The 25397-nt window shown below is 49.0% G+C and carries 17 protein-coding genes; 3 read left to right on the forward strand and 14 right to left on the reverse strand.

Going from position 1 to position 25397, the window contains the following annotated elements; translation table 11 throughout:
• Positions 1-63: 63 nt before the first annotated feature.
• Entirely contained in the window at positions 64-1359 is a 1296-nt protein-coding gene (gene bioA, locus B067_RS0104925; protein WP_019528952.1) for an adenosylmethionine--8-amino-7-oxononanoate transaminase, read from the forward strand.
• Between the two features lie 72 nt (positions 1360-1431).
• Here the strand turns inward: bioA and csrA are convergent, their stop codons facing one another.
• Positions 1432-1623: a carbon storage regulator CsrA gene (gene csrA / locus B067_RS0104930; protein WP_019528953.1), complete on the reverse strand. Its 192-nt coding sequence runs from the start codon at positions 1621-1623 to the stop codon at positions 1432-1434.
• Between the two features lie 229 nt (positions 1624-1852).
• Here csrA and B067_RS0104935 point away from each other — a divergent pair, with 229 nt between their 5' ends.
• On the forward strand, positions 1853-4144 hold the full coding sequence (locus tag B067_RS0104935; protein ID WP_019528954.1) for a TonB-dependent receptor: 2292 nt from the start codon (positions 1853-1855) through the stop codon (positions 4142-4144).
• Between the two features lie 192 nt (positions 4145-4336).
• On the opposite strand, the gene B067_RS0104940 is transcribed toward B067_RS0104935, so the two are convergent.
• The 4 genes from B067_RS0104940 to purL form a co-directional block, all read right to left on the reverse strand.
• Entirely contained in the window at positions 4337-4540 is a 204-nt protein-coding gene (locus tag B067_RS0104940; RefSeq protein ID WP_019528955.1) for a hypothetical protein, read from the reverse strand.
• A 56-nt stretch (positions 4541-4596) separates the two neighbouring features.
• Positions 4597-5517 (reverse strand): protein translocase subunit SecF, encoded by a 921-nt coding sequence (gene secF / locus B067_RS0104945; protein WP_019528956.1) that lies wholly within the window; start codon positions 5515-5517, stop codon positions 4597-4599.
• A gap of 22 nt (positions 5518-5539) precedes the next feature.
• Positions 5540-7405, reverse strand: coding sequence for a protein translocase subunit SecD (gene secD / locus B067_RS0104950; protein WP_026244424.1), 1866 nt, complete (start codon positions 7403-7405; stop codon positions 5540-5542).
• An 86-nt stretch (positions 7406-7491) separates the two neighbouring features.
• Positions 7492-11382 carry a phosphoribosylformylglycinamidine synthase gene (purL, locus tag B067_RS0104955; protein ID WP_019528958.1) on the reverse strand — a complete coding sequence of 1297 codons (3891 nt, stop codon included), beginning with the start codon at positions 11380-11382 and terminating at the stop codon, positions 7492-7494.
• 205 nt (positions 11383-11587) lie between these two features.
• Between purL and mltF the strand changes: the two genes are divergently transcribed.
• Positions 11588-13048 (forward strand): membrane-bound lytic murein transglycosylase MltF, encoded by a 1461-nt coding sequence (mltF, locus tag B067_RS0104960; protein ID WP_019528959.1) that lies wholly within the window; start codon positions 11588-11590, stop codon positions 13046-13048.
• Between the two features lie 98 nt (positions 13049-13146).
• Here the strand turns inward: mltF and tadA are convergent, their stop codons facing one another.
• From tadA to B067_RS0105005, 9 genes are all read right to left on the reverse strand, one after another.
• Entirely contained in the window at positions 13147-13629 is a 483-nt protein-coding gene (gene tadA, locus B067_RS0104965) for a tRNA adenosine(34) deaminase TadA (RefSeq protein WP_205619947.1), read from the reverse strand.
• A gap of 116 nt (positions 13630-13745) precedes the next feature.
• Positions 13746-14288, reverse strand: a complete 543-nt coding sequence (locus B067_RS0104970; RefSeq protein ID WP_019528961.1) for a TOL_0243 family YfiR-like periplasmic protein — start codon at positions 14286-14288, stop codon at positions 13746-13748.
• Positions 14288-16147 carry a TOL_0244 family TonB-dependent receptor gene (locus B067_RS19665; protein ID WP_156820758.1) on the reverse strand — a complete coding sequence of 620 codons (1860 nt, stop codon included), beginning with the start codon at positions 16145-16147 and terminating at the stop codon, positions 14288-14290. The genes B067_RS0104970 and B067_RS19665 overlap by 1 nt, the downstream gene beginning before the upstream one ends.
• A gap of 534 nt (positions 16148-16681) precedes the next feature.
• The gene (locus B067_RS0104980) at positions 16682-18781 is read right to left on the reverse strand and encodes a 3-hydroxyacyl-CoA dehydrogenase NAD-binding domain-containing protein (protein ID WP_026244426.1); all 2100 of its coding nucleotides are present in this window, start codon (positions 18779-18781) and stop codon (positions 16682-16684) included.
• Positions 18782-18818: 37 nt separating this feature from the next.
• Positions 18819-20027, reverse strand: a complete 1209-nt coding sequence (locus B067_RS0104985; protein ID WP_019528964.1) for an acetyl-CoA C-acyltransferase — start codon at positions 20025-20027, stop codon at positions 18819-18821.
• A gap of 41 nt (positions 20028-20068) precedes the next feature.
• The gene (locus tag B067_RS0104990) at positions 20069-20491 is read right to left on the reverse strand and encodes an acyl-CoA thioesterase (RefSeq protein WP_019528965.1); all 423 of its coding nucleotides are present in this window, start codon (positions 20489-20491) and stop codon (positions 20069-20071) included.
• 405 nt (positions 20492-20896) lie between these two features.
• Positions 20897-22396 (reverse strand): indolepyruvate oxidoreductase subunit beta family protein, encoded by a 1500-nt coding sequence (locus tag B067_RS0104995; RefSeq protein ID WP_019528966.1) that lies wholly within the window; start codon positions 22394-22396, stop codon positions 20897-20899.
• Positions 22393-24573 (reverse strand): indolepyruvate ferredoxin oxidoreductase subunit alpha, encoded by a 2181-nt coding sequence (locus B067_RS0105000; RefSeq protein ID WP_019528967.1) that lies wholly within the window; start codon positions 24571-24573, stop codon positions 22393-22395. The genes B067_RS0104995 and B067_RS0105000 overlap by 4 nt, the downstream gene beginning before the upstream one ends.
• A 6-nt stretch (positions 24574-24579) precedes the next feature.
• Positions 24580-25371: a cyclase family protein gene (locus B067_RS0105005; RefSeq protein ID WP_019528968.1), complete on the reverse strand. Its 792-nt coding sequence runs from the start codon at positions 25369-25371 to the stop codon at positions 24580-24582.
• Positions 25372-25397: the final 26 nt, after the last annotated feature.

Here is a 25397-nt window from a genome sequence, read left to right on the forward strand (position 1 = left end):
TCTCAATATACTATCTACAGCTTATCAATACGCCCTTAACACGTTCTTAATACAGGCCAGCTTATGTCCAGCTCCGCGCTCAGCACCGAACAAATTTTAGCCATAGACAAGGATCACATTTGGCATCCCTATGCCTCTATGACCGACGCCCCGCCCAGCTATCCTGTGGTCTCCGCCAAAGGCGTGCGCTTAACTCTGGCCGATGGCAGAGAGCTCATCGACGGCATGTCATCTTGGTGGGCAGCGATACACGGCTACAACCACCCAGTACTCAATCAAGCGGCAAAAGCACAATTAGACGAGATGTCCCACGTGATGTTTGGCGGCATTATTCATCCCCCCGCCGCCAAGCTGGCCAAGCTGCTAGTAGATATCACCCCAGCACCGCTAACTAAGGTGTTTATCAGCGACTCCGGCTCGGTAGCTGTAGAAGTGGCTATTAAAATGGCCCTGCAATATTGGTACTCCATAGGTCGCAAACAAAAGAAGCAATTACTCACCGTGCGCAATGGCTACCATGGCGACACCTTTGGTGCGATGGCGGTGTGTGACCCAGTAAACGGCATGCACCATATTTTCCAAGATGTGTTACCGCAACATCACTTTGTTGCCCAGCCGCAGTGTCGTTTCGATGAAGCTTTTGAAGAGCAGCATATCGCCGAGATGAAAGCGGCGCTGGAGCAGCATCAAGAGCAACTAGCAGCGGTAATTATAGAACCCATAGTGCAAGGCGCTGGCGGCATGCATTTTTACTCCCCCGGCTACTTGGCACGCCTGCGCGAACTCTGCGACGAATACGATGTGCTGTTAATACTGGATGAGATCGCCACCGGCTTTGGCCGCACCGGCAAACTGTTTGCCTGCGAACACGCCAATATTAGCCCCGATATTATGTGCTTGGGCAAGGCCATTACCGGCGGCTATTTAAGCTTGGCCGCCACCCTCTGCACCGAAAAAATCAGCACTGGCATCAGCCAAGGCGAAGCTGGCTGCTTTATGCACGGCCCCACCTTTATGGGTAACCCGTTAGCCACCGCGGTAGCCTGCGCCAGCATAGAGCTATTGCTGTCACAGCCTTGGCAGCGAGTGATCGGCAATATAGAGCAGCAACTGAAAAAAGGCTTAAGCCCAGCACAAGACTTAGCGCAGGTGGCTGAGGTGCGGGTATTGGGGGCTATAGGGGTAATAGAGATGAAGCAGGCCGTGAATATGGCCAGCATACAAAAACAATTGGTGGATGAAGGGGTGTGGATTAGGCCTTTCGGCAAGCTGGTCTACACCATGCCGCCTTATATTATGAGCGACCAAGACTTGGCCACGCTATGCGCCAAAATCACTAAAGTGCTCAGCCTGCAATAATACGTGTAGGCTCTAGGCTAGCTATACACGCATAAAAAAACCGAGGTATAAACTCGGTTTTTTTATAGGCTGTTAAGCTTCTTTTTGATTTCCAACTTCAGCTTGGCCATGTATGCGTTCGTATATCTCTTCACGGTGGACTTCTACATCACGCGGAGCGTCTATACCAATACGGATCTGATTGCCCTTGCTAGCTAAAACAGTCACGGTAACGTCATCACCTATCTTCAACGACTCACCGACTCTTCTGGTTAATATCAACATAGTTACAACTCCTAAAAGTAATGTCCCTGCTAAGTTCCATCATCTAACTTAGGGGCCATCGTATAGCATCAAAGATAGTACATCAATGACGACTTATACTTATACACTTAATTAAAGGCCTCAAAACTCATTATTTCAAGGAAAGCGCCGATATCTAAACTACAATTATAACCGTCGTTATATCTGTTCGACCCTTCATATAACCTCACTCAGATAAGATGGATTAACATTGAACAATAATTATAAGAAAACAATAGCGGTAGTAGCTTTTGGTAGTTTATTCATAGTGGCCCATCAGCCCCACAGCCTAGCTAACAGCACCAGCACACCTCGCTTACAGCCGATAGAGGAGATAGTGGTTACCGCGCAAAGACGCGAACAGGCACTATCCACCATACCACTAGCGGTCAATGTCATTAATGCCCACTTAATCGACCAGGCCAGCCTGCATACTCTCGGTGATATCGCGGCGGTGGTGCCCAATTTGCAGGTAGCCCAACCCAACGGTGAAGTTTTGCCCTTGTTTGCCCTACGTGGCATTAGCATGGCCGATTACAGCACCAATCAGTCCAGCCCTATAGGTATATACCAAGATGGAGTCTACCTAAGCAGCAACTTTATGCACGGCCTCGCTATGTTTGACCTGCAGCGGGTAGAAATATTGAAAGGCCCACAGGGTACGCTATATGGTCGCAACACCACCGGCGGCGCCATCAATCTACTGAGTAGAACCCCCGACTTTGAAGCCGATGGCTACGCCTCGCTTAGCCTAGGTAATTATAATGCTCACGAGATCAATGCCGCCTACGAGACACCGTTAATAGACCATAAACTGGCAGTACGACTGGCTACCAATATTGCTCGCGCCGATGGTTACAGCGAAAACCACACTCCGGGGCTGGATGACCTCAATCAAGTTGATAGACAAGCTTATAGACTCAGCCTGCGCTATCAGGCCAGTGACAATATTGAAACCGTACTCAAGCTGAATAGCAGTAACAGCGACACCAATGCCCCAGCAGTCATCCCCGAAGCAACACTGCCCGGCGGTATAGATGTATTGAGCGCTACCCTAGGTCTATTCAGCCAACCTTTTTATGTACGCCCCAGCGATTATGATGGCCACGATGCCAACACGAGTAAAAACGGCAAAATGGCGATTACCGTGGACGGCGCCAACCTAGCGGTTAACTGGCGACTAAACAGCGTCAACCTCAACTCCACCACCGGCTACTACGACAGCAGCTATGATTTGCGCGCCGACAGTGACGGCACCCCCCAACAATTGCTGGAGCTGGACTACCTCACCGACACCCGCCAGTTCAGCCAAGAATTTAGCATCAGCAGCCTAGAAACCGATCCTTTGGGCTATATCGCTGGTCTGTATTACACCCAAGACCATGTAGACACCCACGTTACCTTTGACTATTTCCACAGCCTAGAAGCCGTACTACCGGGCTACGCGCCACCCAATACCGGCTTTACCCAAGAGCAACGCTATCAGCAGGATAGGCAGTCACTGGCGGTTTACGGCCAGCTGGATTACCAACTTAGCGATACCCTCAGCCTAACCGCTGGCCTGCGCTACAGCCGAGACCGCAACAAGCAATTCAACGTCAACACCTCTATAGGTAACTACGCCGGCGTGCCCTTGGTGGGGCTTATCCCCTTAACCATCCCCTACGACGCCAATGCAGCTTTCCCCAGCCAGCGTATTACTGATGAAGAATGGACTGGCACCACTAAGCTAGTCTACCAACTCAACGATGAGCATATGCTGTACAGCGCCTATAGTCGCGGCTATCGCGGCAGTGCCTTTAACGGTGCGGCAGTGAATGATGCCAGTGAGCTAAATCCGGTAGACCCAGAGTATGTGAATGCCTATGAAGTGGGTGCCAAAGGCCAGTGGTTTGATGGCCGGCTGCAATACCGCTCGGCCCTGTTCTACTACGACTACCGCGGCCTGCAATTTATTAATATCGTCGGCACCCGCCAGCTGCTGGAAAGCGCCGACCGAGCCAGCATCAAAGGCTTGGACTTAGAGCTTAGCGCGCAGGTGACTGAGCAACTCAGCCTGCAAGCAGGCTTGGGTTTAATCGATTCGGAATTTAAAAAAGGCATCCATCTTGATGCCAGCGGCCAGAGCTGGGATTTGTCCGGCAACGAACTGGCCAATGCCCCAGCAATCAATGCCAACCTTTCGGCCAACTACCAATGGCTAATTAAACAAGGCCGGCTAGACTTTTTTGTCAATTATCAATTTATAGACGATCAATGGTTTACCCCCTTTAACAATACCGCCGGCTACGACAGCATAGGTCAAAGCAACTACAGCCTTATAGACGGCCGCATTAGCTTTAGCCCCAGCGACAGCGATGTAACTGTGGCGCTATGGGGTAAAAACCTCACCGACCAAGAGTACAAACTCTACGGCATTAATCTCAGCGAAGCCTTTGGTTACAACTACACTATTCGAGGCGCACCACGTACCTATGGCATAGAGATAAGCTCTAAGTTCTAAGCTGCAAGCTTTTTACAGGGATGCAAGCAACTATTCTCGGTACGCCATGGACAATATTTCTATTTATCTCCAGCTATAAGCCCCAACAGAAAATAATCCTGCTAGCTTACAGTATCAAGCTTTTTCAGCAGCATAAAAAAAGGCGCCATCCCTAGAGACGGCGCCTTTTTTAACATCTTAAAGCTAGGCTAATTACTCAGCCGCTGGTGCTTCTTCAGCAGGAGCCTCTTCTACCGGCGCAGGCGCTGCAGCGGTTAGTTTAATTAAGCCTTCAGCTAAAAGAATTTTGGTTTTCTCTTCGCCGTTGATCGCTTTTTTATTGGCACCAATTACCGCATAACGCTCATCTTTACGCTGCTGTATGGTGTACTCAGACGTCTTCTTTACTGTTTTCATGGTTCATCCTTTCGACAGTTGTTAAAGCCGGGCAGTATGCTCGGCCAGTTTAAAAATTAGGGTAAGTCATCAATCTCCGCAGCTTCTTTAGCCGGCGGAATCAAATCTTCTTTCGAAATATCCATGGCTAGCAATACATTGGAAGCCACGTAAATAGAGGAGTAGGTACCGATAACCACACCTACTAATAAGGCTAGGGCAAAGCTATGTATCATCTCGCCACCAAACACAAACAAGGCGACCAATACTAATATCGTAGTTAACGAGGTCACTATGGTTCTAGCCAAGGTTTCCGTTAAAGAAATATTAATAATTTCTATGGGCGTAGCCTTACGTATCTTGATGAAATTTTCACGTATGCGATCCGACACCACGATAGTGTCATTCAAGGAATAACCAATAACGGCCAACACCGCCGCCAATACGGTTAAATCAAAGTCTATTTGCAGTATAGAAAACACACCCAGCGTAACAATAACATCGTGGATTAAGGCCGATACCGCCCCCACCGAAAACTTAAGCTGAAAGCGCATAGCCACATATAACATGACTAAACCCAGCGCCATCAACATCGCTAGGCCGCCCTGTTCTTTGAGTTCATCACCCACTTGCGGGCCAACAAACTCTACTCGGCGTAACTCTATAGCACCGTTTACATCTTGGCTGAGGGCGGCAATGATCTCTGCACCTAATTGATCGCTCTGGCCATGCGGCAGGCGCACTAACACGTCAGTGTCGGAGCCAAAGTTGACTACCACTGCACCATTGTAGCCCGACTTTTCCAAGGTGTTACGCACATTTTGTAAAGGCTCAGCTACGCTGTAGTTCACCTCTACCAAGGTGCCACCGGTAAAATCTAAACCAAAGTTTAACCCTTTCACCGCCAGCGAGCCTATAGACAGCAGCAACAACAGCAATGAAAAAGTAGCAGCTATTTTGCGCTGCCCCATAAAATTAATAATTTTTTGTTCTGACATAATATGACCGTTTAATTCCGTGCTATATGGACAGTTTGCTAACTTTGCGACCGCCGTGAATTAAATTAACCAATGCTCTAGAACCGATGATAGCGGTAAACATTGAAGTGATAATACCCAGCGATAAAGTCACCGCGAAGCCGCGTACCGGGCCGGTGCCCACAGCGTATAGTATGACCGCCACCAATAAAGTGGTGAGGTTGGCATCCATAATAGTGACAAAGGCGCGCCCATAACCGGAGTTAATCGCCTGTTGTGGCGGCATGCCATTCTTTAACTCTTCTTTAATACGGGCAAAAATTAACACGTTGGCGTCCACCGCCATACCCACAGTTAATACCACACCCGCTATACCCGGCAGGGTTAAAGTAGCCGACATCAACGACATTAGGGCCACTAACAATATCAAGTTAACCGCCAAGCCCAGCACCGCAATAACACCAAATAAGCGATAGTAAATCATCATAAAGGCCGCCACTAAGGCTAGGCCTATCTGTACCGACATTAAGCCCTGCTGAATATTCTCGGCACCCAGTGATGGCCCTACCGTGCGCTCTTCAACAAAGTCCATAGGCGCGGCTAAGGCACCGGCGCGTAATAACAATGCCAACTCGGCAGCTTCAGCGGGGCTATCTAAACCGGTAATGCGAAAGCGTACGCCCAGCGCAGATTGTATGGTGGCCAAGCTAATAATACGTTTTTCGTCATAGGGTATTTTTACTATGACTTCTTCGCCAGCTTCGTTCATCTCATAGCGGGTGCGGCTTTTGCGCTCTAAAAACAACACACCCAAACGACGCTTGATATTGTTGCGAGTAACGCGGTGCATCATGCTACCGCCTTCGCTATCTAAGGTGATATTGACTTCCGGCTGGCTGGTTTGCGGATCAAACCCGGCGGAGGCATTGGCTACGCGCTCACCAGTAATCACTGCATTACGCTCTAGCCAGGCCGTGCCGCGGCCTTGATCGCGGTATTCGAATTCTTCGCGGGTGGCGCTGCTGGCACTGAGTTTAGCTTCTAAGCGAAACTCCAAGTTAGCCGTTTTACCCAGTATACGCTTAGCTTCGGCGGTGTCTTGCACGCCAGGTAATTCCACCACAATACGGTTGCTACCTTGACGCTGTACCAACGGCTCTGACACGCCCAATTCGTTAACGCGGTTGCGCAGCGTGGTTAAGTTTTGGCTTACGGCGTAGTCTGTAATCTCTTTGATTTTGGATTCGGAAATCATCCAACGCAATTGAAAGCTGTTGTCACTATTATTATCTTCGCGCACTAACTCGGGGTATTCGCTGCGAATTTTTTTACTGGCTTGCTGACGTAACTCTTCGGTTTTAAATTTACCGACAATAAATCCGCCCTGCTTATCTAAGCTTACAAAGCCGCGAATCTTTTCTTCCCGCAGCTGCCGCTTAATACCGGCATTATAAATTTCCATGCGCTTAGCCAGCGCCGCTTGGGTATCCACTTCTAATAAAAAGTGTACCCCGCCGCTTAAGTCCAAGCCCAATTTCATAGGCTCTGCGCCCCAGCTGCTTAACCAGTCGGGGGTAGTGGTGGCCAGATTTAAGGCCACCACATAGCCGTCACCCAAGGCGCGCTGTATCACGCTCTGGGCGTGCAATTGATCATCCCTATGCTGTAAACGAATTAAGGCGTTTTTGGCATTATCGCCTATCTCTTCACCAAAATAAGCGATATCAGCCTCTTGCAGGGCTAGCGTGACACGGCTTAGCGCCTTGTCATCGATTAAGGTGGTACTACTGTCACCGGATATTTGCACCGCCGGGTCGGGGACATATAGATTGGGTGCGGCATAAAAGAAACCCACGCTGACAACAAACGCTATCAGCAGGTATTTCCAAAGAGGGTATGTATTTAGCATAACTGTTCCATTATTAGCGCCGCCTTTATAGCCGCGCCCTAGTTGTTCTTTTTTATTAATGCCTTACGGCGCTTTATAAAATAGGCTTAGCCCACCCAAACCCGCGCATTGCGGAATAGACGCATCCAAGCGCCGTCTTCATCCCACTCATCAGGCTGCCACGAGTTTTGCACGGCGCGGAATACGCGCTCGGGGTGCGGCATCATGATAGTGACACGGCCATCGGCGCTGCTAACTGCACTAATACCTTCCGGTGAACCGTTGGGGTTGGCAGGGTAACGCTCGGTGACTTGTAGGTGGTTATCGATATAACGCATACCTACGTGATCAGTTTCGGCCAAGGCTTGCTGCTGCTTATCACTGCTAAACTCAGCGCGGCCCTCACCGTGAGCAATCGCTACCGGCATATACGAGCCAGCCATCCCCTTCAGTAATATGGAGGGTGATTGTTGAATTTCAACCAGTGCCACTCGCGCCTCAAATTGCTCAGAGCTATTGCGTACAAAACGCGGCCAGTGATCGGCACCGGGGATAAGGCTCTTAAGGTTGGACATCATCTGGCAACCATTACACACCCCCAAGCTAAAGGTGTCTTCGCGGTGGAAGAAAGTTTCGAACTGGTCACGGGCGCGCTTGTTAAACAAGATGGTCTTGGCCCAGCCTTCACCGGCCCCCAATACATCACCGTAGGAGAAACCACCACAGGCAGCTAAACCTCTAAATTCATCTAGGGTGACACGACCCGATAAGATGTCGCTCATGTGTACATCTACCGCAGTAAAACCGGCCTTATCAAAGGCCGCTGCCATTTCCATTTGGCCGTTTACGCCCTGCTCACGCAGTATCGCCACTTTGGGCTTGTTACGTTTTTTGAGGAACTTAGCGGCCACATCTTTATTGGGGTCGTAGCTAAGCTGGGTAGAAAGGCCGGGGTTATCCTCGCTGATTAACGCAAACTCTTGCTCAGCACACTCGGGGTTATCGCGTAGCGCCTGTATACGGTAGCTAACCTCAGACCACATTTGCTGGTAGTGGCTGCGGGGCTGGCTAAGCAGCACGTTATCACCGCGGCTAATCGTGATTTGATCGTCTTCATTGACCTCACCGATAAGCTTAACCGCATCGGCCAAGCCCTGATCGGCAAAGGCTTTGATTACACTTTTTAAGCTGCGGCGCTTCACTTGCAATACCGCGCCCAGCTCTTCGTTAAACAGCACGGCTAAGTCCTGCTCACCCAGCGCCTTGATATCGATAGTGATACCGCAATGGCCAGCAAAGGCCATTTCACAAAGCGTGGTAAACAAGCCACCGTCAGATCTATCGTGATAGGCGATGGCCCACTCTTTAGCCAACACCTTTTGCATGGCATTGAAAAACCCTTTTAAATGCTCGGGGTTGTCGACATCAGCAGCGCTATCACCAATTTGGTTATACACCTGCGCTAAGCAGCTGGCCCCTAAACGGTTTTTACCTAGGCCTAAGTCGATTAACAGTAAATCACTATTACCGAGGTCGGTGCGCAATTGCGGGGTAAGCGATAACCGCACATCGGTAACCGGGCTAAACGCCGAAATCACTACTGACATGGGCGAGGTTACCGTCTTGGTATGGTTGCCCGCCTCCCAAGTGGTTTGCATAGACATAGAGTCTTTACCTACCGGGATAGTCAGGCCCAAAGCCGGACATAACTCCATGCCTACCGCTTTGACGGTGTCATACAGCTTTTCGTCTTCACCGGGGTGGCCTGCGGCACACATCCAGTTGGCGGATAATTTAATGTCTTTAATATCACCTATGGCACTACAGGCGATATTGGTTAGCGCCTCGCCTACTGCCATACGGCCTGAGGCCGGCGCATTGATTAACGCCATAGGGGTACGCTCACCCATGGCCATGGTTTCACCGGCATAGCTATCATAGGAAACCGTAGTCACCGCGCTGTCGGCTACCGGCACCTGCCAAGGGCCCACCATTTGATCTCTGGCGACCATGCCGGTAATGCTGCGATCACCGATGGTAATCAAAAAGTTTTTGCTGGCCACAGTAGGCAGCTTGAGTATGCGTTCGGCAGCCTCCTCTAGTTCGACAAAACGGCTGTTAAACTTCACCCCTTTTACTTTAATGCGATCTAACATGCGATGCATTTTCGGTGCCTTGCCAAACAGTACTGACATGGGTAAATCAACCGGGTTGTTTTCGAAATGGCTATCGCCCACCCGTAGATGCTTCTCATCGGTGGCCTCGCCCACTACCGCATAAGGGCAGCGCTCGCGCTCACAAATTTGTTCAAAGGTCGCTAGGTCTTCGGGCTTCACCGCCAACACATAGCGCTCTTGCGATTCATTACACCAAATCGCTAGGGGCGACATACCCGGTTCGTCGTTGGCTACGTTGCGCAACTCAAAGTTACCGCCGCGATTGCCGTCTTTAACTAACTCGGGGAAGGCGTTAGATAATCCACCGGCACCGACATCGTGAATAAAAGCTATGGGCGTGTTCTCGCCCATAGCCCAGCAGCGATCTATCACCTCTTGGCAGCGACGCTCCATTTCTGGGTTTTGACGCTGTACCGAGGCAAAGTCTAAATCTTCGGTAGAGCTACCCGAAGCCATGCTGGAAGCGGCACCACCGCCCAAACCAATTTGCATGGCAGGGCCGCCTAGGGCAATCAACTTACAGCCGGCGGGGAATTCAGTTTTTATCACGTGTTCGGCTTTGATGTTGCCGTAACCACCGGCAATCATAATAGGCTTGTGGTAACCGCGACGCTCTATGCCGGCTGGGCCATTGACGGTTTCTTCATAGGTACGGAAGTAACCACATAAGTTGGGACGGCCAAACTCATTATTAAAGGCCGCGCCACCGACGGGACCCTCTATCATAATATCCAGCGCCGAAACGATACGCTCAGGTTTGCCGTAATTCAGCTCCCAGGGCTGGTTAAACTCGGGAAGATGTAGGTTGGACACGGTAAAACCCGTAAGGCCTACCTTGGGCTTAGAGCCCTTTCCCACCGCGCCTTCGTCGCGTATCTCACCACCAGAGCCAGTACCTGCGCCCGAGAAAGGGGCTATCGCTGTGGGATGGTTATGGGTTTCCACCTTCATTAACAGGTGTATATCTTCGTGGTGGTAGTTGTAAGTATAGGTTTCGGGGTCGGGGTAAAAACGCCCGCCTTTGCTACCGGCAACCACTGCGGCATTATCGGAGTAAGCCGACAAGACATTTTCACCGCCCAATTCGTTGGTGTTTTTTATCATGCTAAACAGCGAGTGCTTTTGCTTCTTGCCGTTAATCGTCCAGCTGGCATTAAAAATTTTGTGGCGGCAATGCTCGGAGTTAGCTTGCGCAAACATCATCAGCTCTACATCGCTGGGGTTGCGCCCCAAGCCTTTAAAGCTCTCAAGCAAGTAATCAATTTCATCATCGGCCAAGGCTAGGCCCAACTCTTCATTAGCTTTAACCAATGCTTTGCGGCCGCCTTTAAGCATATTAACGGTGGCCATAGGCGCAGGCTGTTCGTGCTCAAACAAAACCTTAGCATGATCCAACTTGGTATATACCGCCTCTACCATGCGGTCATGTATCAGTGATTTGATTAAATCTGCCTGTTCAGACTTTAAGCTCTTCTTGCCTATAATGGTAAAGGCTATGCCGCGCTCTATACGCTTCACCGCTTTTAAACCACAGTTGTGAGCAATATCGGTGGCCTTACTGGACCAGGGGGAAATAGTACCGGGGCGTGGCAACACTAAAAATAATAGGCCTTCGGCCTCAGCCGCTTTAGCTTTGGGGCCGTAGCTAAGCAGCTTCTCTAAAACTTTTTGTTTGGTTTTAGGTAGGTCGCCGTCTAGGTCGGAAAAGTGGACGAACTCTGCGTAAATACCTTCTAGGCCGGGAATGGACTTTGTGAGTTGAGCAACAAGCTTTTCGATACGAAACTCGGATAGTGCTGGGGCGCCACGGTTTATCAGCATGCTGAATTCATTCCTTCCTGAGGGGAGTTATAAAAAGCCCTCATTCTACTCGATTTCTCACAAAAGAGTTATGTTTCTGTCAGCCTAATTAAGGTGCTAAACCCTAGCATTTGCCCAAATAGCAGTGACACAACTAAAACACTGTACACTTTTTCAACAATCATAGGCCGATACAAGCCCAAGCAAGGCTGCTAAAATAAGCAGCATGCACTCACAATTATTCTCACTATGCACAACCACGCTAGCTAGCCCCCTACGCTACACGCTTAGCTACCTGTGCTTAGTGTTTTTATTAACGGCCTGCCATAGCGACTCAAGCACTCACGACCCCAAAACTCAGCTTAAAGTTGTTACCCGCAATGGCCTAACCACTTACTACCAAGATAAAGACGGCCCCACCGGTTTTGAATATGAATTAGTTAAACGCTACGCTGATTCGCAAAACCTAGAGTTGGAATTTGTCTCTGTACACAGCCTGGACGATATTTTTTCCGCACTGCGCGAAAACCGCGCCGACCTAGCCGCAGCCGGCCTAACCATTACCCCAGAGCGACAGCAACAGTGGTTATTCTCACCCTCTTATTTAGATGTGCAGCAGTGGCTAATCTACAACCGTAAAACTCACCTCAAACCCAAAACCATAGCCGACCTTATCGGCACCCGCATCGTAATTATGACCAGTAGCAGCCACGGCGAAATTTTACAGCAGCTACAGCAACAGCACCCAGAGCTAAGCTGGCACGCAGCGCCCGATGCTGAAACTATCGATTTGCTAGACATGGTCGCTAACGGCGAAAGTGATTACACCATCATCGACTCTAATGACTTTATCGCCAACCGCGGTTTTTACCCCACCCTGCGCTCGGCCTTTGAGCTGGGGCAGCCAGGGCAGCTAGCATGGGCACTACCCAACAATGCTCACAGTAATCAACGAATGGCGTCCTTAGAGGCTTTTTTTAAAGAGATTATGGAAGACGGCACTCTGCAACAATTGCAGGAGCGTTTTTACAGCCACGCCGAAGAGCAAAAACAAGTTAGCACTAATACCTTTGCCAAAGCCGTGGAGAGCAAGCTACCCCAGTATCGTGAGCTGATAGAAAAAACCGCGCAACAATACGGCATGGACTGGCGCTTACTGGCCTCTATTAGCTATCAGGAATCACATTGGAACCCACGTGCCCGCTCGCCCACCGGCGTACGCGGCATGATGATGCTTACCCAGGGCACCGCCAGAGAAATGAATATTATTAACCGCGTGGATGTAGAGCAAAGCCTAAAAGGCGGCGCGGCTTATTATAAAAAAATAAAACGTAAACTACCCCGAGCGATTAAAGAACCCGATAGAAGCTGGTTTGCTCTGGCGGCCTATAACCTAGGCCTAGGACATATCAAAGACGTGAGAAAAATAACCCAACAACAAGGTGGCAACCACAACCAATGGGCCGATCTAAAAACTCGCCTACCGCTGCTACAAAAACGCAATTGGTATAGAAACACCAAATACGGTTACGCCCGCGGCCAAGAGGCCCTAACCTATGTGCAAAACATACGGCATTATTATAATTATTTACAGTGGTCGGAACTCAGCCAAAATCGCACCCCGCCGCCGAAACAAATGGATCAATATTTACCGGAAAGTTTACTGGGAAGTTTTGATGCGTTATAAAAAAGTCTATAGCTCCTAGTCTATAGTCGCTAGTAAAAGCAGGACTCCGGTTTTCACCGGAGTGACGATTCTAGCGACTACAAACTAGGAACTAGCGACTATTCTCTAGCGACTTTCTTTTTATCCGCACGCCGCTTTTTAAAAAACGCACTGAGCATAACCCCGCATTCTTCTGCCAACACGCCGCCCTGATACTCGACTTTGTGATTTAAGTATTCATTGTCAAATACACAGGGATTACTGACCACCACTCCAGCCTTGGGCTCGGTAGCGCCATACACTATACGACCAATCCGGGCATGAACAATGGCCCCCGCACACATGGTGCAGGGCTCTAAGGTAATGTATAAGGTGGAATTAGGTAGGCGGTAATTGGCTTGTTGCTGGGCAGCATCACGCATAGCCATTACCTCAGCATGAGCGGTGGGGTCGTTACGACTAATAGGGCAGTTATAGCCCTGCCCCAATAGCTGATCATCGGCTACCAGTACCGCGCCTACGGGCACTTCACCTAGGGCAGCACCTTGCTCAGCTAGGGCCAAAGCCTTGGCCATCCAATATTCATCACTACTCAACGCCAGCACACCTCTTACACAGACACCATTAAAAGGTGGATCATAACAAGCAAGCGCCCGTTAAAATAGCCACTTAACCTTGCGCATCAGTAACAACGCAGGCATTAAAAAGTAGCAACACATTATGGAGACTCTCTAATCACCTGCCTAGCCACAGTTAATAACTGCGAATCCATACTCAAATTTGCCTTTTGCGCGCGAGCCTGGAAAACATCAAAGCGCATACGATTATCCACCTTAATAAAATTAATAATACCCGGCCCCTGCTGATTAACTAGCTCGGTCACCGTCACTACAGGTTGCAGCGCTAGTTGGGATATAATTTTGTGTTTATTGCTCAGCTCAACGCCTGCCATATAAACTAGCTGTACTGAAGTAAGCTCAACACTATCTAAACCACGATAAACAGAAAACGAGCGCCCCTCCGTCAAACGATCTGCAACTATATACTCTAATTCAGCCGCTAACACATCGTCACCCAATATCAGCATTATCACGGGATCATCGCTATTCGCAAAAACCTCTGACGGCCAACGAATATAGCTACAAAACTTATATAAAAAAGCGGCTTTAATACGCGTTTCTACCGAAACATTATCCGCCCAACTGACACTCAAAAAACTAATAAGTAGAATGCTGCATGCGCTGACAACTCGCCTGCGCATTACAAACCCCACCTAAGCGATAGATAAACACTGCGTTCAATTTCGCTGCGCGTAGGGCCAGCGCCAAATTCTGGATGCTGACCATCAAAAAGATTACGCCCCGTTACAGCTATCTCTACATTTTTTTGCCACTGCCAAGCTACGCGCATATCAACAGCCACATAGGCGGGCACCTCGGGCTGTGGCAAAGCGCCTACCCGGCGCACGGTAACATCCAATTGCGTCGTTCTACTCATATCCCACTGCGAACGCAGCGACCATTGATGGGAGGGGTCATTGCCCTCGCTCTCGCCATTATTGAGGTCGGTACTATCGGATTTCACATCAAAACGCTGCTGCTGTATTAACAGCCCTGCATTTAATTGCCAATCATCGTTTGGCCGCCAACTACCCCAAGCTTCTACGCCCTGTGAGCGCCCCTCCAGACCATTGGCAAGAGTAAACGGTCCTAAGCCATTAGACTCCACTGAACGCAAGTAATCATATTCGGCGTAAAACGTGCTTAGCGACCAGCTTACTGCCGCTAACGACTGGCGATAACCCAGTTCATAAACCTGTGCCGTTTCAGATCTAAAATCAGGGCCACCGGCAATTTGATAAGGCTTATCACCCGGAATAAAAAAATCGCTATCTATACGCGAAGGCGTACGCACCGCACGCGATACCGCCCCCCAGAGTAATTGGCTGTTATCGATATTCCATGCCAACCTAGCTGCAGGCATAAACTCTGTGCCCGAATACTCGTTGTGCTCTAGCCGTCCATCTAAGGTTGCCACCAAGGACGAGCTTAATTTAATTTCATCTTGAAAAAAAAGTGAATACCATTCTAAGGTTTTAGTTGCCGGCAAAAAAGCCAACATGGCCGTATTATTAATATCGTCTTTAGCAACACGGTAGTCTGCGCCCCACTGCACACTGTGCGCCGCCAGTGGCTGAAAGTGATAGCGCAGCTCTATATACGAGCTGCGTAAATGTTCGGTAAAAATGCCGGGGTAATCTCTAGCGGTGTAATCATGGTAGGCCGTCATGGCAACGCCCTCATGGGCCCCCAATTGCCGCTGCCAATGCAGTATTATATTGGCACCAGAGGTTTCTTTATCGCCTGCGGCGGTTTGTTCTAAATCACCTCTATAGGCATCGCCCTGTAATTGCAGGCTGTCGTCACCGTAGTCCCAATCTAAGCGAAAGCCGGTTTGCAGACTATCCCAACTATCTTCTTGTTCACCACCATCAGCGCGCTCACTATGCTCTCTATCTGAAAGCTTGGCGTAGGCTCTATAATGCGCATTATCACCCAATTCACCGCCATGGCGCACAGCGGTGTTTCGCTCTACGTTACCGGCCCCCGCACTAATAAAACTACTTTGTGTATCGCCCGCCGGGCGAGTAATAATATTAATCACACCGTTAACCGCATTCGCCCCCCAGATAGCAGCGGCAGGGCCACTAATCACTTCTATGCGATCCACATCCGCCAGTAACACATCTTGAGCATCCCAAAAAACACCTGAAAACAGTGGCGTATAAACCATACGGCCATCAATTAATACCTGTAATTTATTACTCACTGTGCCATTAAAACCACGAGCACTAATGGCGTAACTATTAGCATCAACTTGTGCTACTTGTAGATTGGGGGCTAAACGTAAGGCTTCGGGTAAGCTTGTGGCGCCAGAACGGCGTATATCATTTTGCGTGATAACAAAAATAGCGGCTGGGGTATGCGAAAGTACCGATTGTTTTTTAGCGGCAGAGGTTATTTTTATATTCGCTAACTGCTCTAGGCTTAAATCGGCCAGCGACAATTGTTCAACAGCTTCATGGCTGGCAAAAGCCGACACTGATATCGGCAACACCATAAACAGATGCCAACATACTTTTTTTATATCACCCTGGAACACACAAACATCTCCAGTCAGTTAACCACGGCTACTACAATATGACTCAGTATGGGTCACATCGCTCAAAAAGCAAAAAAGGAGCGGGCTCTCATCTAATGGCCAAACTATCGAGTATCATTGCATTAACACTAATAATCTCAATGCAAGTATTAACCACTATACTGCAGAGGATTGCCCATCTTTGTGAGGGAGTGTCTACTTATGCTTTAGTAAAATTGGCTGCGGTACTTTCTCAAGGTTATTCAATTGAACTGTTTTTAAAATTACTCTGCAACAGTAGGAGGTATTGGAAACGCTTATTCTAGAGTCGAGTAACAGCCCAAAACCCGCCTACTTATGCCTTATTTCTATTCGCTTATCCAGCACAGCTATGCTGCACGCTTGTATCAAATTTTTACAGCGAAATAGGGGAGAGATTTAAACACAGGATATTACCCACCAACACCACTTAAGTTATCAACTTGGCCGAAAAGTGGGCAATAATTTATTTAATTAGATCGCTGATTTAAAGCCCTCACCCTCTGCCGCCATACGCCGCAGTAATGGCGCTGGCTGCCAATATAAAGACCCTTGCGAAGCATGGAACTCTTCAACACGTTTCAGCACATTTATTAAACTCACTGTTTCGGCATAATAAATCGGCCCACCTCGATAACGAGGAAAACCGTAGCCATTAGCCAAAATCAAGTCAATATCTGACGGCCTCTGGGCAATACCCTCTTCTAGCAAGTGGCACGCCTCATTAATAATTGTATAGAGTAATCGCTCGACAATTTCTTTCGCCTCTAGCTTGCGTTGCGGCACACCAAGATGTTTAGCTTCAGCGACTATTAAGTGCTCTACCGCTGGGTCCACATCACGTTGCCGCGTCTTTGGGTCATAGCTATAAAAGCCAGCACTGCTTTTTTGGCCTAAACGCCCCTGCTCAACCAAAACATTGCCAATATGAAAATAACAGGGATCATCGGGCAAGTCGGTACGTGCTTGCCGCGCTTTGTAGCCTATGTCTAACCCTGCCATATCCAGCACTGACAAGGGGCCCATAGCCATTCCCCAATCCACCATCGCTTGATCCACTTGCGATGGCGTCGCCCCTTCTAGCAATAGCATCTGCGCCTCACGACAATAGGCGCTAAATAAACGGTTACCAACAAAACCATAACCAACGCCCACCAAGGCCGTTACTTTGCCGATTTTTTTACCTAATTGCATAACCGTAGCAATAACGTCGTCACTGCTGTGTTCGCCACGTACCACTTCCAACAATTTCATAATATTGGCAGGGCTGAAAAAATGCATACCAATCACATCTTCAGGTCGCTGGGTAAAAGCCGCTATTTTGTTCAGATCAAGATATGAAGTATTGCTGGCCAATATCGCTCCAGGCTTACAAACTCTGTCCAGCTCTTGAAACACTTGTTTCTTTACTTCCAGCGATTCAAACACAGCCTCAACAACGAGGTCAACGTCGGCCAGTTCGTCATAGTTCAAGCATCCCTTAATTAGAGAGAGTCTTTGCTCTACCTGGCTTTCTGTCATACGTCCTTTTTTAGCACTGTCACGGTAATTTTTATCGATGGTCGCAAGCCCCCGCTCCAACGCGGCTGATTGCGCCTCTAGCAGCGTGACCGGAATACCAGCATTAGCAAAACACATCGTGATACCAGCGCCCATAGTACCGGCACCAATCACTGCAACTTTCGCTACCGAACGCGGTTGCACCGTTTTATCCAAATCGAGAATTTTGGTCGCCTGCCGCTCAGCAAAAAACTGGTAACGTAAGGCCTTAGACTGAGGCGAAGTCATGCACTCTAAAAACAGTTCGCGTTCACGCTTTAGACCTTCTAATAGAGACAACTGAGTAGCCGCTTCTACCGCGGACACAATACAGTGCGGCGAAAGGAATCCGCGGTAGCGCTTAGCTACTCGCTCCCTAGTATCAGCAATTAACTGGGCCGTATCGCTGTTGCACTCTATAGCCAGCTCACCTGTACGCCGAATGGGGTTTGTTGCCCCTACGCCTTCATCGATCAGCTGATTAGCAAATTGCAGGGCGCCATCGAGTAAATTATCATTCACCACCCGATCAATTATTCCTATCTCCAATGCTTTTTGAGCCGCTACTGGCTTACCATTGAGTATCATTTCCATAGCCTTCTCAACGCCGACTAACCGTGGCAAACGCTGGGTGCCCCCGCCTCCAGGCAACAATCCTAGGTTAACCTCGGGTAATCCCATGCTGGCCGATGATAGCGCACAACGGTAATGACAAGCTAAAGCCACTTCCAAACCACCCCCTAAAGCAGTTCCGTGTATAGCAGCGACAATCGGTTTAGCTGAACCTTCCAGCGCAGCTAACACTTCAGCTAAAGCTGGACTTTGTGGCGGCTTGCCAAATTCTTTAATATCAGCCCCAGCGATAAAGGTTTTGCCTTTGCAGTACAGTACGATGGCCGCCACGTCATCGGAGTGCGCCTGCTCAATTGCCCCCAGAATACCGCCACGTAATGCCTGCGACAAAGCGTTTACCGGCGGGTTATCCAGTTGAATCACACCAACCCTATCTTGTTTATAATAATCAACGACTGTCACTATAGGATCCTTGTTAAACATTTTATTTAGCTAATTTTTATACGCGCTCAATCACTAGCGCAATACCTTGGCCCATGCCGATACACATGGTGGCCAAACCGTAGCGACCGCCACTAAGCTCTAGCTGACGCAATGCCGTTAGCATAATTCGTGCACCAGAAGCACCCAAAGGATGGCCCATTGCAATAGCGCCACCGTTGGGGTTCACCCTACTGTCATTGCTAGCTACGCCCATCTGCTGTAAACAACCTAGCGCTTGCGCAGCAAATGCTTCATTCAATTCAATAACGTCCATATCAGCTAAGGACAAGCCAGCGCGAGCCAGTGCTTTACGGGATGCCTCTACCGGCCCCAAGCCCATTATGCGAGGTTCAATTCCGCTGATAGCCCCGGTTAATATTCTTCCCCTAGGAAGCAACTCGCATTTCTCTCCAGCAGATAATCCACCCAGCAACAAGGCTGACGCGCCATCGTTAATGCCAGAAGCATTACCGGCGGTGACAACGCCGGAGGCGAACATGGGGTTTAAGTTAGAAAGTTTTTCAAAGGTGGACTCTGGCCTGGGGTGCTCATCCTTATCGACAAGTATGGCCGGGTTGTTGCGTCCACGGCCTACCTCGACGCCGATAATTTCTCCTTCGAAATAACCCGCTTCAAAAGCACGCTGATATTTAGCTTGTGAATCTGCAGCGAAGCGGTCACAGGCTTCACGGCCAATCGCCAACTCCCGCGCTACATTTTCAGCGGTTTCTGGCATGCTATGGTCACCGAATGCAGCTATCAAATCGGGGTTTGGAAAGCGTGTGCCTATGGTCGTATCAAATACACTCACGTCACGACTGAATGCTTTTTCCGCCTTGGCCATCACAAACGGCGCCCGACTCATGGATTCAACACCACAAGCCACATAAAAATCCCCTTCACCACAACGCAATGCCCTTGATACGTCCAATACCGCAGCCAAACTACTACCACAAAGCCTATTAACCGTTTGCCCACCCACAGTAACGGGTAGGCCCGATAACAGGCCTGCCATTCTCGCCACATTACGGCAGTCTTCCCCCGCCTGATTTGTGGCACCGGCTATGACTTCTTCTATAAATGGTGCGACTTGTGGATGGCGCTCAATCAACTTACGAATAGTAAAGCCTAATAAGTTATCCGCGCGTAGCGGGGCTAAAACTCCCCCGTGACGGCCAAAAGGGGTACGGAGCCCGTCGTATATATATGCAGATTCAAGAGACATTTTTCCACCAGAAATAAATTAAGACATTGTGAGAGCTTTTATTAATCCGTTAAAAACTCGGCCATACGCTCACGCAGAGGGGCCGGGATAGAGATACTTTTTCCTTCGTTGTTACCAGAGGTATAGACCAACACATTCTGGGATTTGAGTACGGGCACACCATTATTAAACGCTTCAATTACCAGTGTAATCGAACCCCGCCCCAGCTTGTGAACCACCAATGTGAAATCCAGGATATCACCCATACGACTAGGAGATGAAAACTCACATTCAATCTTAACTGTCGGAACACCATCGTTACGTTCTATTATCAAATGAGTAAACGACCAATCAAGGGCAGATGCAAACCACTCTTCCACCACGGCATTAATCATCTCAAAATAGCGGGGGAAAAATACTATCCCGGCCGGATCACAGTCAGCGAAACGCACGGGTAACTTAATGTTAAACGTTTTATTAGTCATTTACATACCTCTCCACTTTACAGATAAATATCGATATTTTAGAAAAAAATAATGCAACATTGTATCAATAACGCTACGTCTTTAAATAATGTTTACAGGTAAGCTCTACACAGCGAAGCTGTTGCGCCTTTAATTCTACGCCGTCCATAACAGTGCAAGTATAATAAAGAGACGATAAGCAACGGCTTACTTATGTTATTCGCGCAGCTCATAATGACCTAAAAAAGATAGAGCTAGCGTTTATAAAAGTTACCACCACCATTTGCCACAAACGAATAGCAGCCAGCACAGCTGCTCCGCATGAAAACCCTAAAATAAAAGTCTATAAGCTATGGTCGCTATACCGCTTTCAATAATCGGAGCCTAATGGCAGTGATAAACGACTAGACACCGATACCTCGCTGTTTAGGCTAATGCCTTTGCCAGCGCCTTGCCATCATCATCCGCTAGCGCAGCTTCTCGCCATAGTGCTACCGTAGCCGCAGGCGTTTGCGAAGACTGTTCGACACGAGTCAGAATTGTCTTCAATTGACGACTGGTACGTGAACGGGTTTCCCCGTAACCCTTGATTAAGCGCCCGCATTCGGCCAACTCTAGTGCCTGTTCAAACTGTCCTCGGGTAGCAGCGTTGCGTACTTCCTGCAACCAGACACTGAACAAAGCATATTCTTCGGAGTATGCGAGACTACTTCGACGCCAACGCCTCATGCCGGCAAGTAATCGCATCACCAGAAACACACTTACTGTATTGGTACGCAGCTTCTTGCCATTGGTAAAGCGACTCATCAGCGCCGAAACTATTTTGGAAGACTGCATACGACGCCCTAAACTAGCTGGCAGCATGCCACAGAATTCCTCAATTCTCGGCCGGAAAAAATCGGTTATATGTATTAATTGATCCGGATCGGCCTTGACCTCTTCACGTACTTTTTCCATCCGCGTAGCGCGAGTTTTCAACTGCGCCACCCTGGGCACATCTTCAAAACACATCCAGAGCGAGAGATATCGGGCGGTCTCACGCGTCAAGGCAGAGTCTTCAAAACCGTTATCGAGGTCGCGAACAGCTTCCATTTCCAGTAAAAACTGTCTAGCGTAATCATAATCCTGATAGTCAACAAGCTTCACCAGCGCATGGTACATAGTTTCACGACAGGACTCAGGGAAGTCGTCCAAACGGGCCAGTAGTTTGCCTCCCTCAGCCGTCTTGGCTTTTTTGAGTACGGTGAAAACGTCTGGGGATACGGCTGAAACTTCAGGCTCAAACTGTTGTACTCCACCAGCGCTGGCTGCTTCGTAACTGGCGTGAAAAGCCGCAAGATTAGTTTTGACAGCCTTACCGGTTGCTTCGATCACCGCCACATAACTTGCTTTAGCAAACGGCAACACACCGGCCCCTGCCAGAGCACCCAACATAACCGAAGAGATCACTGAATTATGCTGTCTAGCCAACTCAGCCATATCGAAATGAATATACTCACGAGCATAACGCCCGGCGATTGCCTGCACTGTTTCAGGATCAATAGTACCGTCACCCAGATTTATCTTCTCCGTGATACCGTAAACCCGGTGATCAGACGCAATCAGGGCTGTACGATCAGGGGTAACAAAACCGCGCTGCACCAGACGCCCGGCTTCGGCCACCTCGGATGCAATGGCAATGTCTATATCACCCTGCGCGGGAAATAATGACATGACAGGCTGTGTTCCTTCTGGAATATCTGCACGGGGAAACATTTCCAAGTAATAAATCGTAGCACCTGTACGCTGCGCAACACCGGCCAGAAAGGTACTTTGGCATAACCAGTTTTCGCGATCTGCTACGTCAATCACCCAATTAGTTAATACACCGCCACCCTCTCCACCGAGAGCGGCAATAACCATATTTATAGTGCTATCTCTGCTCATAGGGATTTCACTCCCTGTATATTTTCTTCTTTCGTCTGCAACCAACCGATCACAGTTTGCCGTACTTTACCTAACATACGATCGCGCCACCCTGGATTGTAAATCAAATCTACCCTAGAAAATGAAGGGCAAAGTACTGCGGTATGAACGTTCTCACCACAAACACCACAACCCACACAACTATTATCAACGTAAGAAACCGGGTCTTTACGCAGCGGGTCTGGGTTTGCTTTGATAGTAAGAGAGGGGCAACCCGAAAGGCGAATACAAGCGTGATCACCGGTGCAGGTGTCACTATCAATAACAAAACGCGCCCGCAACGTTCGCTTGCCTTCAGCGACCGAGCGTTTCATCAGCGGCTTGATCCGCCGCTGACGATTTAACATACATTCACCCTCAGCAATCACAACTTTTAAACCTTCTTGCGGCGTAGTGAGCGCCTCACGCAAGGTGTCTTTCATCGCCTCAATATTGTAAGTGCTCACGGTGCGAATCCAATTCACGCCTGCGCCACGGCAAGCAGCTTCAATAAACTGCGGATGCTCACGGTTATGACTGTCAGTATCCATGGTCGTCGCGATGATTTTATTAGGCTCTACTATAGATGGAATATCCTGCCCGCCGGTTGCTGCTGCATAACCATTATTAACAATAATCAACAAGCCATCGTGCTTATTGAACACGGCACTGGTCACACCGCTGGTCAATCCGTTATGCCAAAAACCCCCATCCCCCATAATACTAATGGCTTTGTGAGGCAGAGTATGGCGAATACCAGAGGAGCTGGCCAAAGACAGGCCGTAGCCCATAATGGTATTCCCTAGATTAAACGGTGCTAGGGTAGCGAATGAATGACAACCGATATCCGAGCTAATGTGGAACGGACCAATCTCTTCCTGTAGCTGTTTTACTGCAGAGAATAAAGGCCTTTCTGGGCACCCCGTACACAAACCGGAAGGCCGAGGCGGAACGTTAGCCAGCAACTCTTGCTGATCCTGCTCTGACAGCGGAGTTTCCATCTCGGCTACCCGCTCACTGCTTAATGTAGGCGTAAGGCCAGCGGCTTCCATAAAGCGAGCTAAGCCGAGCAGCATTACTTGGCCAGTATATTCTCCCGCCATTGGCATTATGTCTTTGCCGAAAATCCGAGTCTGTATATCCTGACGTCGCAGCACGGTGTTAATACCTTGCTCCACGTATTCTGGCTGACCTTCCTCCAACACCAAAATTTGCTTTTTATCGGCGCAGAAACGAACCAACTCATCCGGCACCAATGGATAGGCAACATTCATCACATAGATAGGAATATCTGACTTGCCCATTACGTCAGACATACCCTGCCGCTGTAGCGCCCTAATCAATGTGTTGTAACAGCCGCCCTGAACGATAATACCGATATCCTGATGTTTGCCAGGGAAAAACTCGTTGAGCGCATGTTCTTGAATAAATTGTCTTGCCGCAGGCAATCGTGAAGATATTTTTTCCTGCTCTTGGGCGTAAATATTCGGCGGCAGAATGATTTTTTCCGCCTCGCGGTTAGGCGTCACAGTATTAGTCTTATTGTACTTCGGTGATTTGTTATCACTGGCGATAAACTCTCCAGAGACGTGACAACCACGAATACGCATCATAAAAAATACTGGCGTATTGCTAGCCTCAGATAACTCAAAACCTTTTTCTACCAAGTTGACAATGCTTGGCAAATTAGGCCTTGGGTCTAATAGCCACATTTGCGCTTTCATGGCAAAGGCATAGGTTCGCTCCTGCATGATGCTGGAGCCCTCACCATAGTCTTCGCCAACGATGACCAATGCTCCGCCGGTCACACCGGAAGATGCTAGGTTAGACAACGCATCGGACGCAACATTGGTACCTACCGTCGACTTCCAGGTAACAGCACCACGTAAGGGATAGTTAATAGAGGCGCTTAGCATAGCTGCAGCCGTAGCCTCGCTACCCGCAGCTTCAAAATGCACACCCAACTCACCCAAAATTTCTTGCGAGTCGCTGAGCACATCCATCAATGCAGATATCGGCGCCCCTTGGTAACCGCTGACATAAGACACGCCAGACTGCAGCAACGCTTTAGTGATGGCGAGAATGCCTTCACCTTTAAACACGTCACCTTCACCGGCACGTAGTTTTAGGACTTCTTGAGAAAACGAACGTTCAGCCATCTGTCATTATCTCCCGGGTACCAGTGCAAGAACGCGTGAAGGGCTACCTGACCCTCCGCGTATTTTGAGCGGCGCGGCAATAATTATTGCACCCGTAGCCGGTAATTGATCAAGATTACAAAGACTCGCGAGACCACATTTATTGGCTCCATGCATCAGATTGTGACAGGGGAACATCGGATCTTGAACGGGAGCTTGGCCCGCATCTGTGCCTACGGTTTCTACCCCTACCCCTGCTATATCACGCTCTGTGGTAAGAAAAGTAACCGTGGCTGGATCCCAACCTGGTGTGTGGCCACCATCCTCACGCATGCCTAAGTATTCGTCACTGTCCATTTTTTTGGACCAGTCAGTGCGGTACAACACCCAGGCGCCTTTGGGGATTTCACCATGCTTGGCCTCCCACGCCTTAATAAAATCGACATCCATTAAGAAATCAGGATCAGCCGCAGCTTCTGCCACCGCGTCAATCACAACTGCAGGTGCTACAAAACTTTTTAGTGGTAGCGTCTCAGTGGTGTTATTTTCAAGATCTTTACCCGACACCCAGTGGATAGGGGCGTCAAAGTGGGTGCCTGTGTGCTCCCCGCACTTTAAATTATTCCAGTACCACGCAGGGCCTTTGTCGTTGTAACGGGAGATAGTCTCAATACTAAACGGCCAGGATTCTCCCCAACCAAAATCAGTTGGCAACTGCAGAGTAGGAGTACCTGGATGCAGCGTAGCAGTGAGATCTAGAATGCGAATGCTTCCATCCAACAGACCTAGTGCAACGGTTTCCAATATGGAATTACTCATATTATTTCCTCGGTTATTGTATTAGG

This window comes from Dasania marina DSM 21967, from assembly GCF_000373485.1.
Classification (GTDB): Bacteria; Pseudomonadota; Gammaproteobacteria; order Pseudomonadales; family Dasaniaceae; genus Dasania; species Dasania marina.

What these genes read in the sequence shown, in the direction of transcription:
- bioA (WP_019528952.1), top strand. Translation starts at nt 64, where the DNA reads ATGTCCAGCTCCGCGCTCAGCACCGAACAAATTTTAGCCATAGACAAG.
- csrA (WP_019528953.1), bottom strand. Translation starts at nt 1,623, where the DNA reads ATGTTGATATTAACCAGAAGAGTCGGTGAGTCGTTGAAGATAGGTGAT.
- B067_RS0104940 (WP_019528955.1), bottom strand. Translation starts at nt 4,540, where the DNA reads ATGAAAACAGTAAAGAAGACGTCTGAGTACACCATACAGCAGCGTAAA.
- secF (WP_019528956.1), bottom strand. Translation starts at nt 5,517, where the DNA reads ATGTCAGAACAAAAAATTATTAATTTTATGGGGCAGCGCAAAATAGCT.
- secD (WP_026244424.1), bottom strand. Translation starts at nt 7,405, where the DNA reads ATGCTAAATACATACCCTCTTTGGAAATACCTGCTGATAGCGTTTGTT.
- purL (WP_019528958.1), bottom strand. Translation starts at nt 11,382, where the DNA reads ATGCTGATAAACCGTGGCGCCCCAGCACTATCCGAGTTTCGTATCGAA.
- mltF (WP_019528959.1), top strand. Translation starts at nt 11,588, where the DNA reads ATGCACTCACAATTATTCTCACTATGCACAACCACGCTAGCTAGCCCC.
- B067_RS0104970 (WP_019528961.1), bottom strand. Translation starts at nt 14,288, where the DNA reads ATGCGCAGGCGAGTTGTCAGCGCATGCAGCATTCTACTTATTAGTTTT.
- B067_RS19665 (WP_156820758.1), bottom strand. Translation starts at nt 16,147, where the DNA reads ATGGTGTTGCCGATATCAGTGTCGGCTTTTGCCAGCCATGAAGCTGTT.
- B067_RS0104985 (WP_019528964.1), bottom strand. Translation starts at nt 20,027, where the DNA reads ATGTCTCTTGAATCTGCATATATATACGACGGGCTCCGTACCCCTTTT.
- B067_RS0104990 (WP_019528965.1), bottom strand. Translation starts at nt 20,491, where the DNA reads ATGACTAATAAAACGTTTAACATTAAGTTACCCGTGCGTTTCGCTGAC.
- B067_RS0104995 (WP_019528966.1), bottom strand. Translation starts at nt 22,396, where the DNA reads ATGAGCAGAGATAGCACTATAAATATGGTTATTGCCGCTCTCGGTGGA.
- B067_RS0105000 (WP_019528967.1), bottom strand. Translation starts at nt 24,573, where the DNA reads ATGGCTGAACGTTCGTTTTCTCAAGAAGTCCTAAAACTACGTGCCGGT.
- B067_RS0105005 (WP_019528968.1), bottom strand. Translation starts at nt 25,371, where the DNA reads ATGAGTAATTCCATATTGGAAACCGTTGCACTAGGTCTGTTGGATGGA.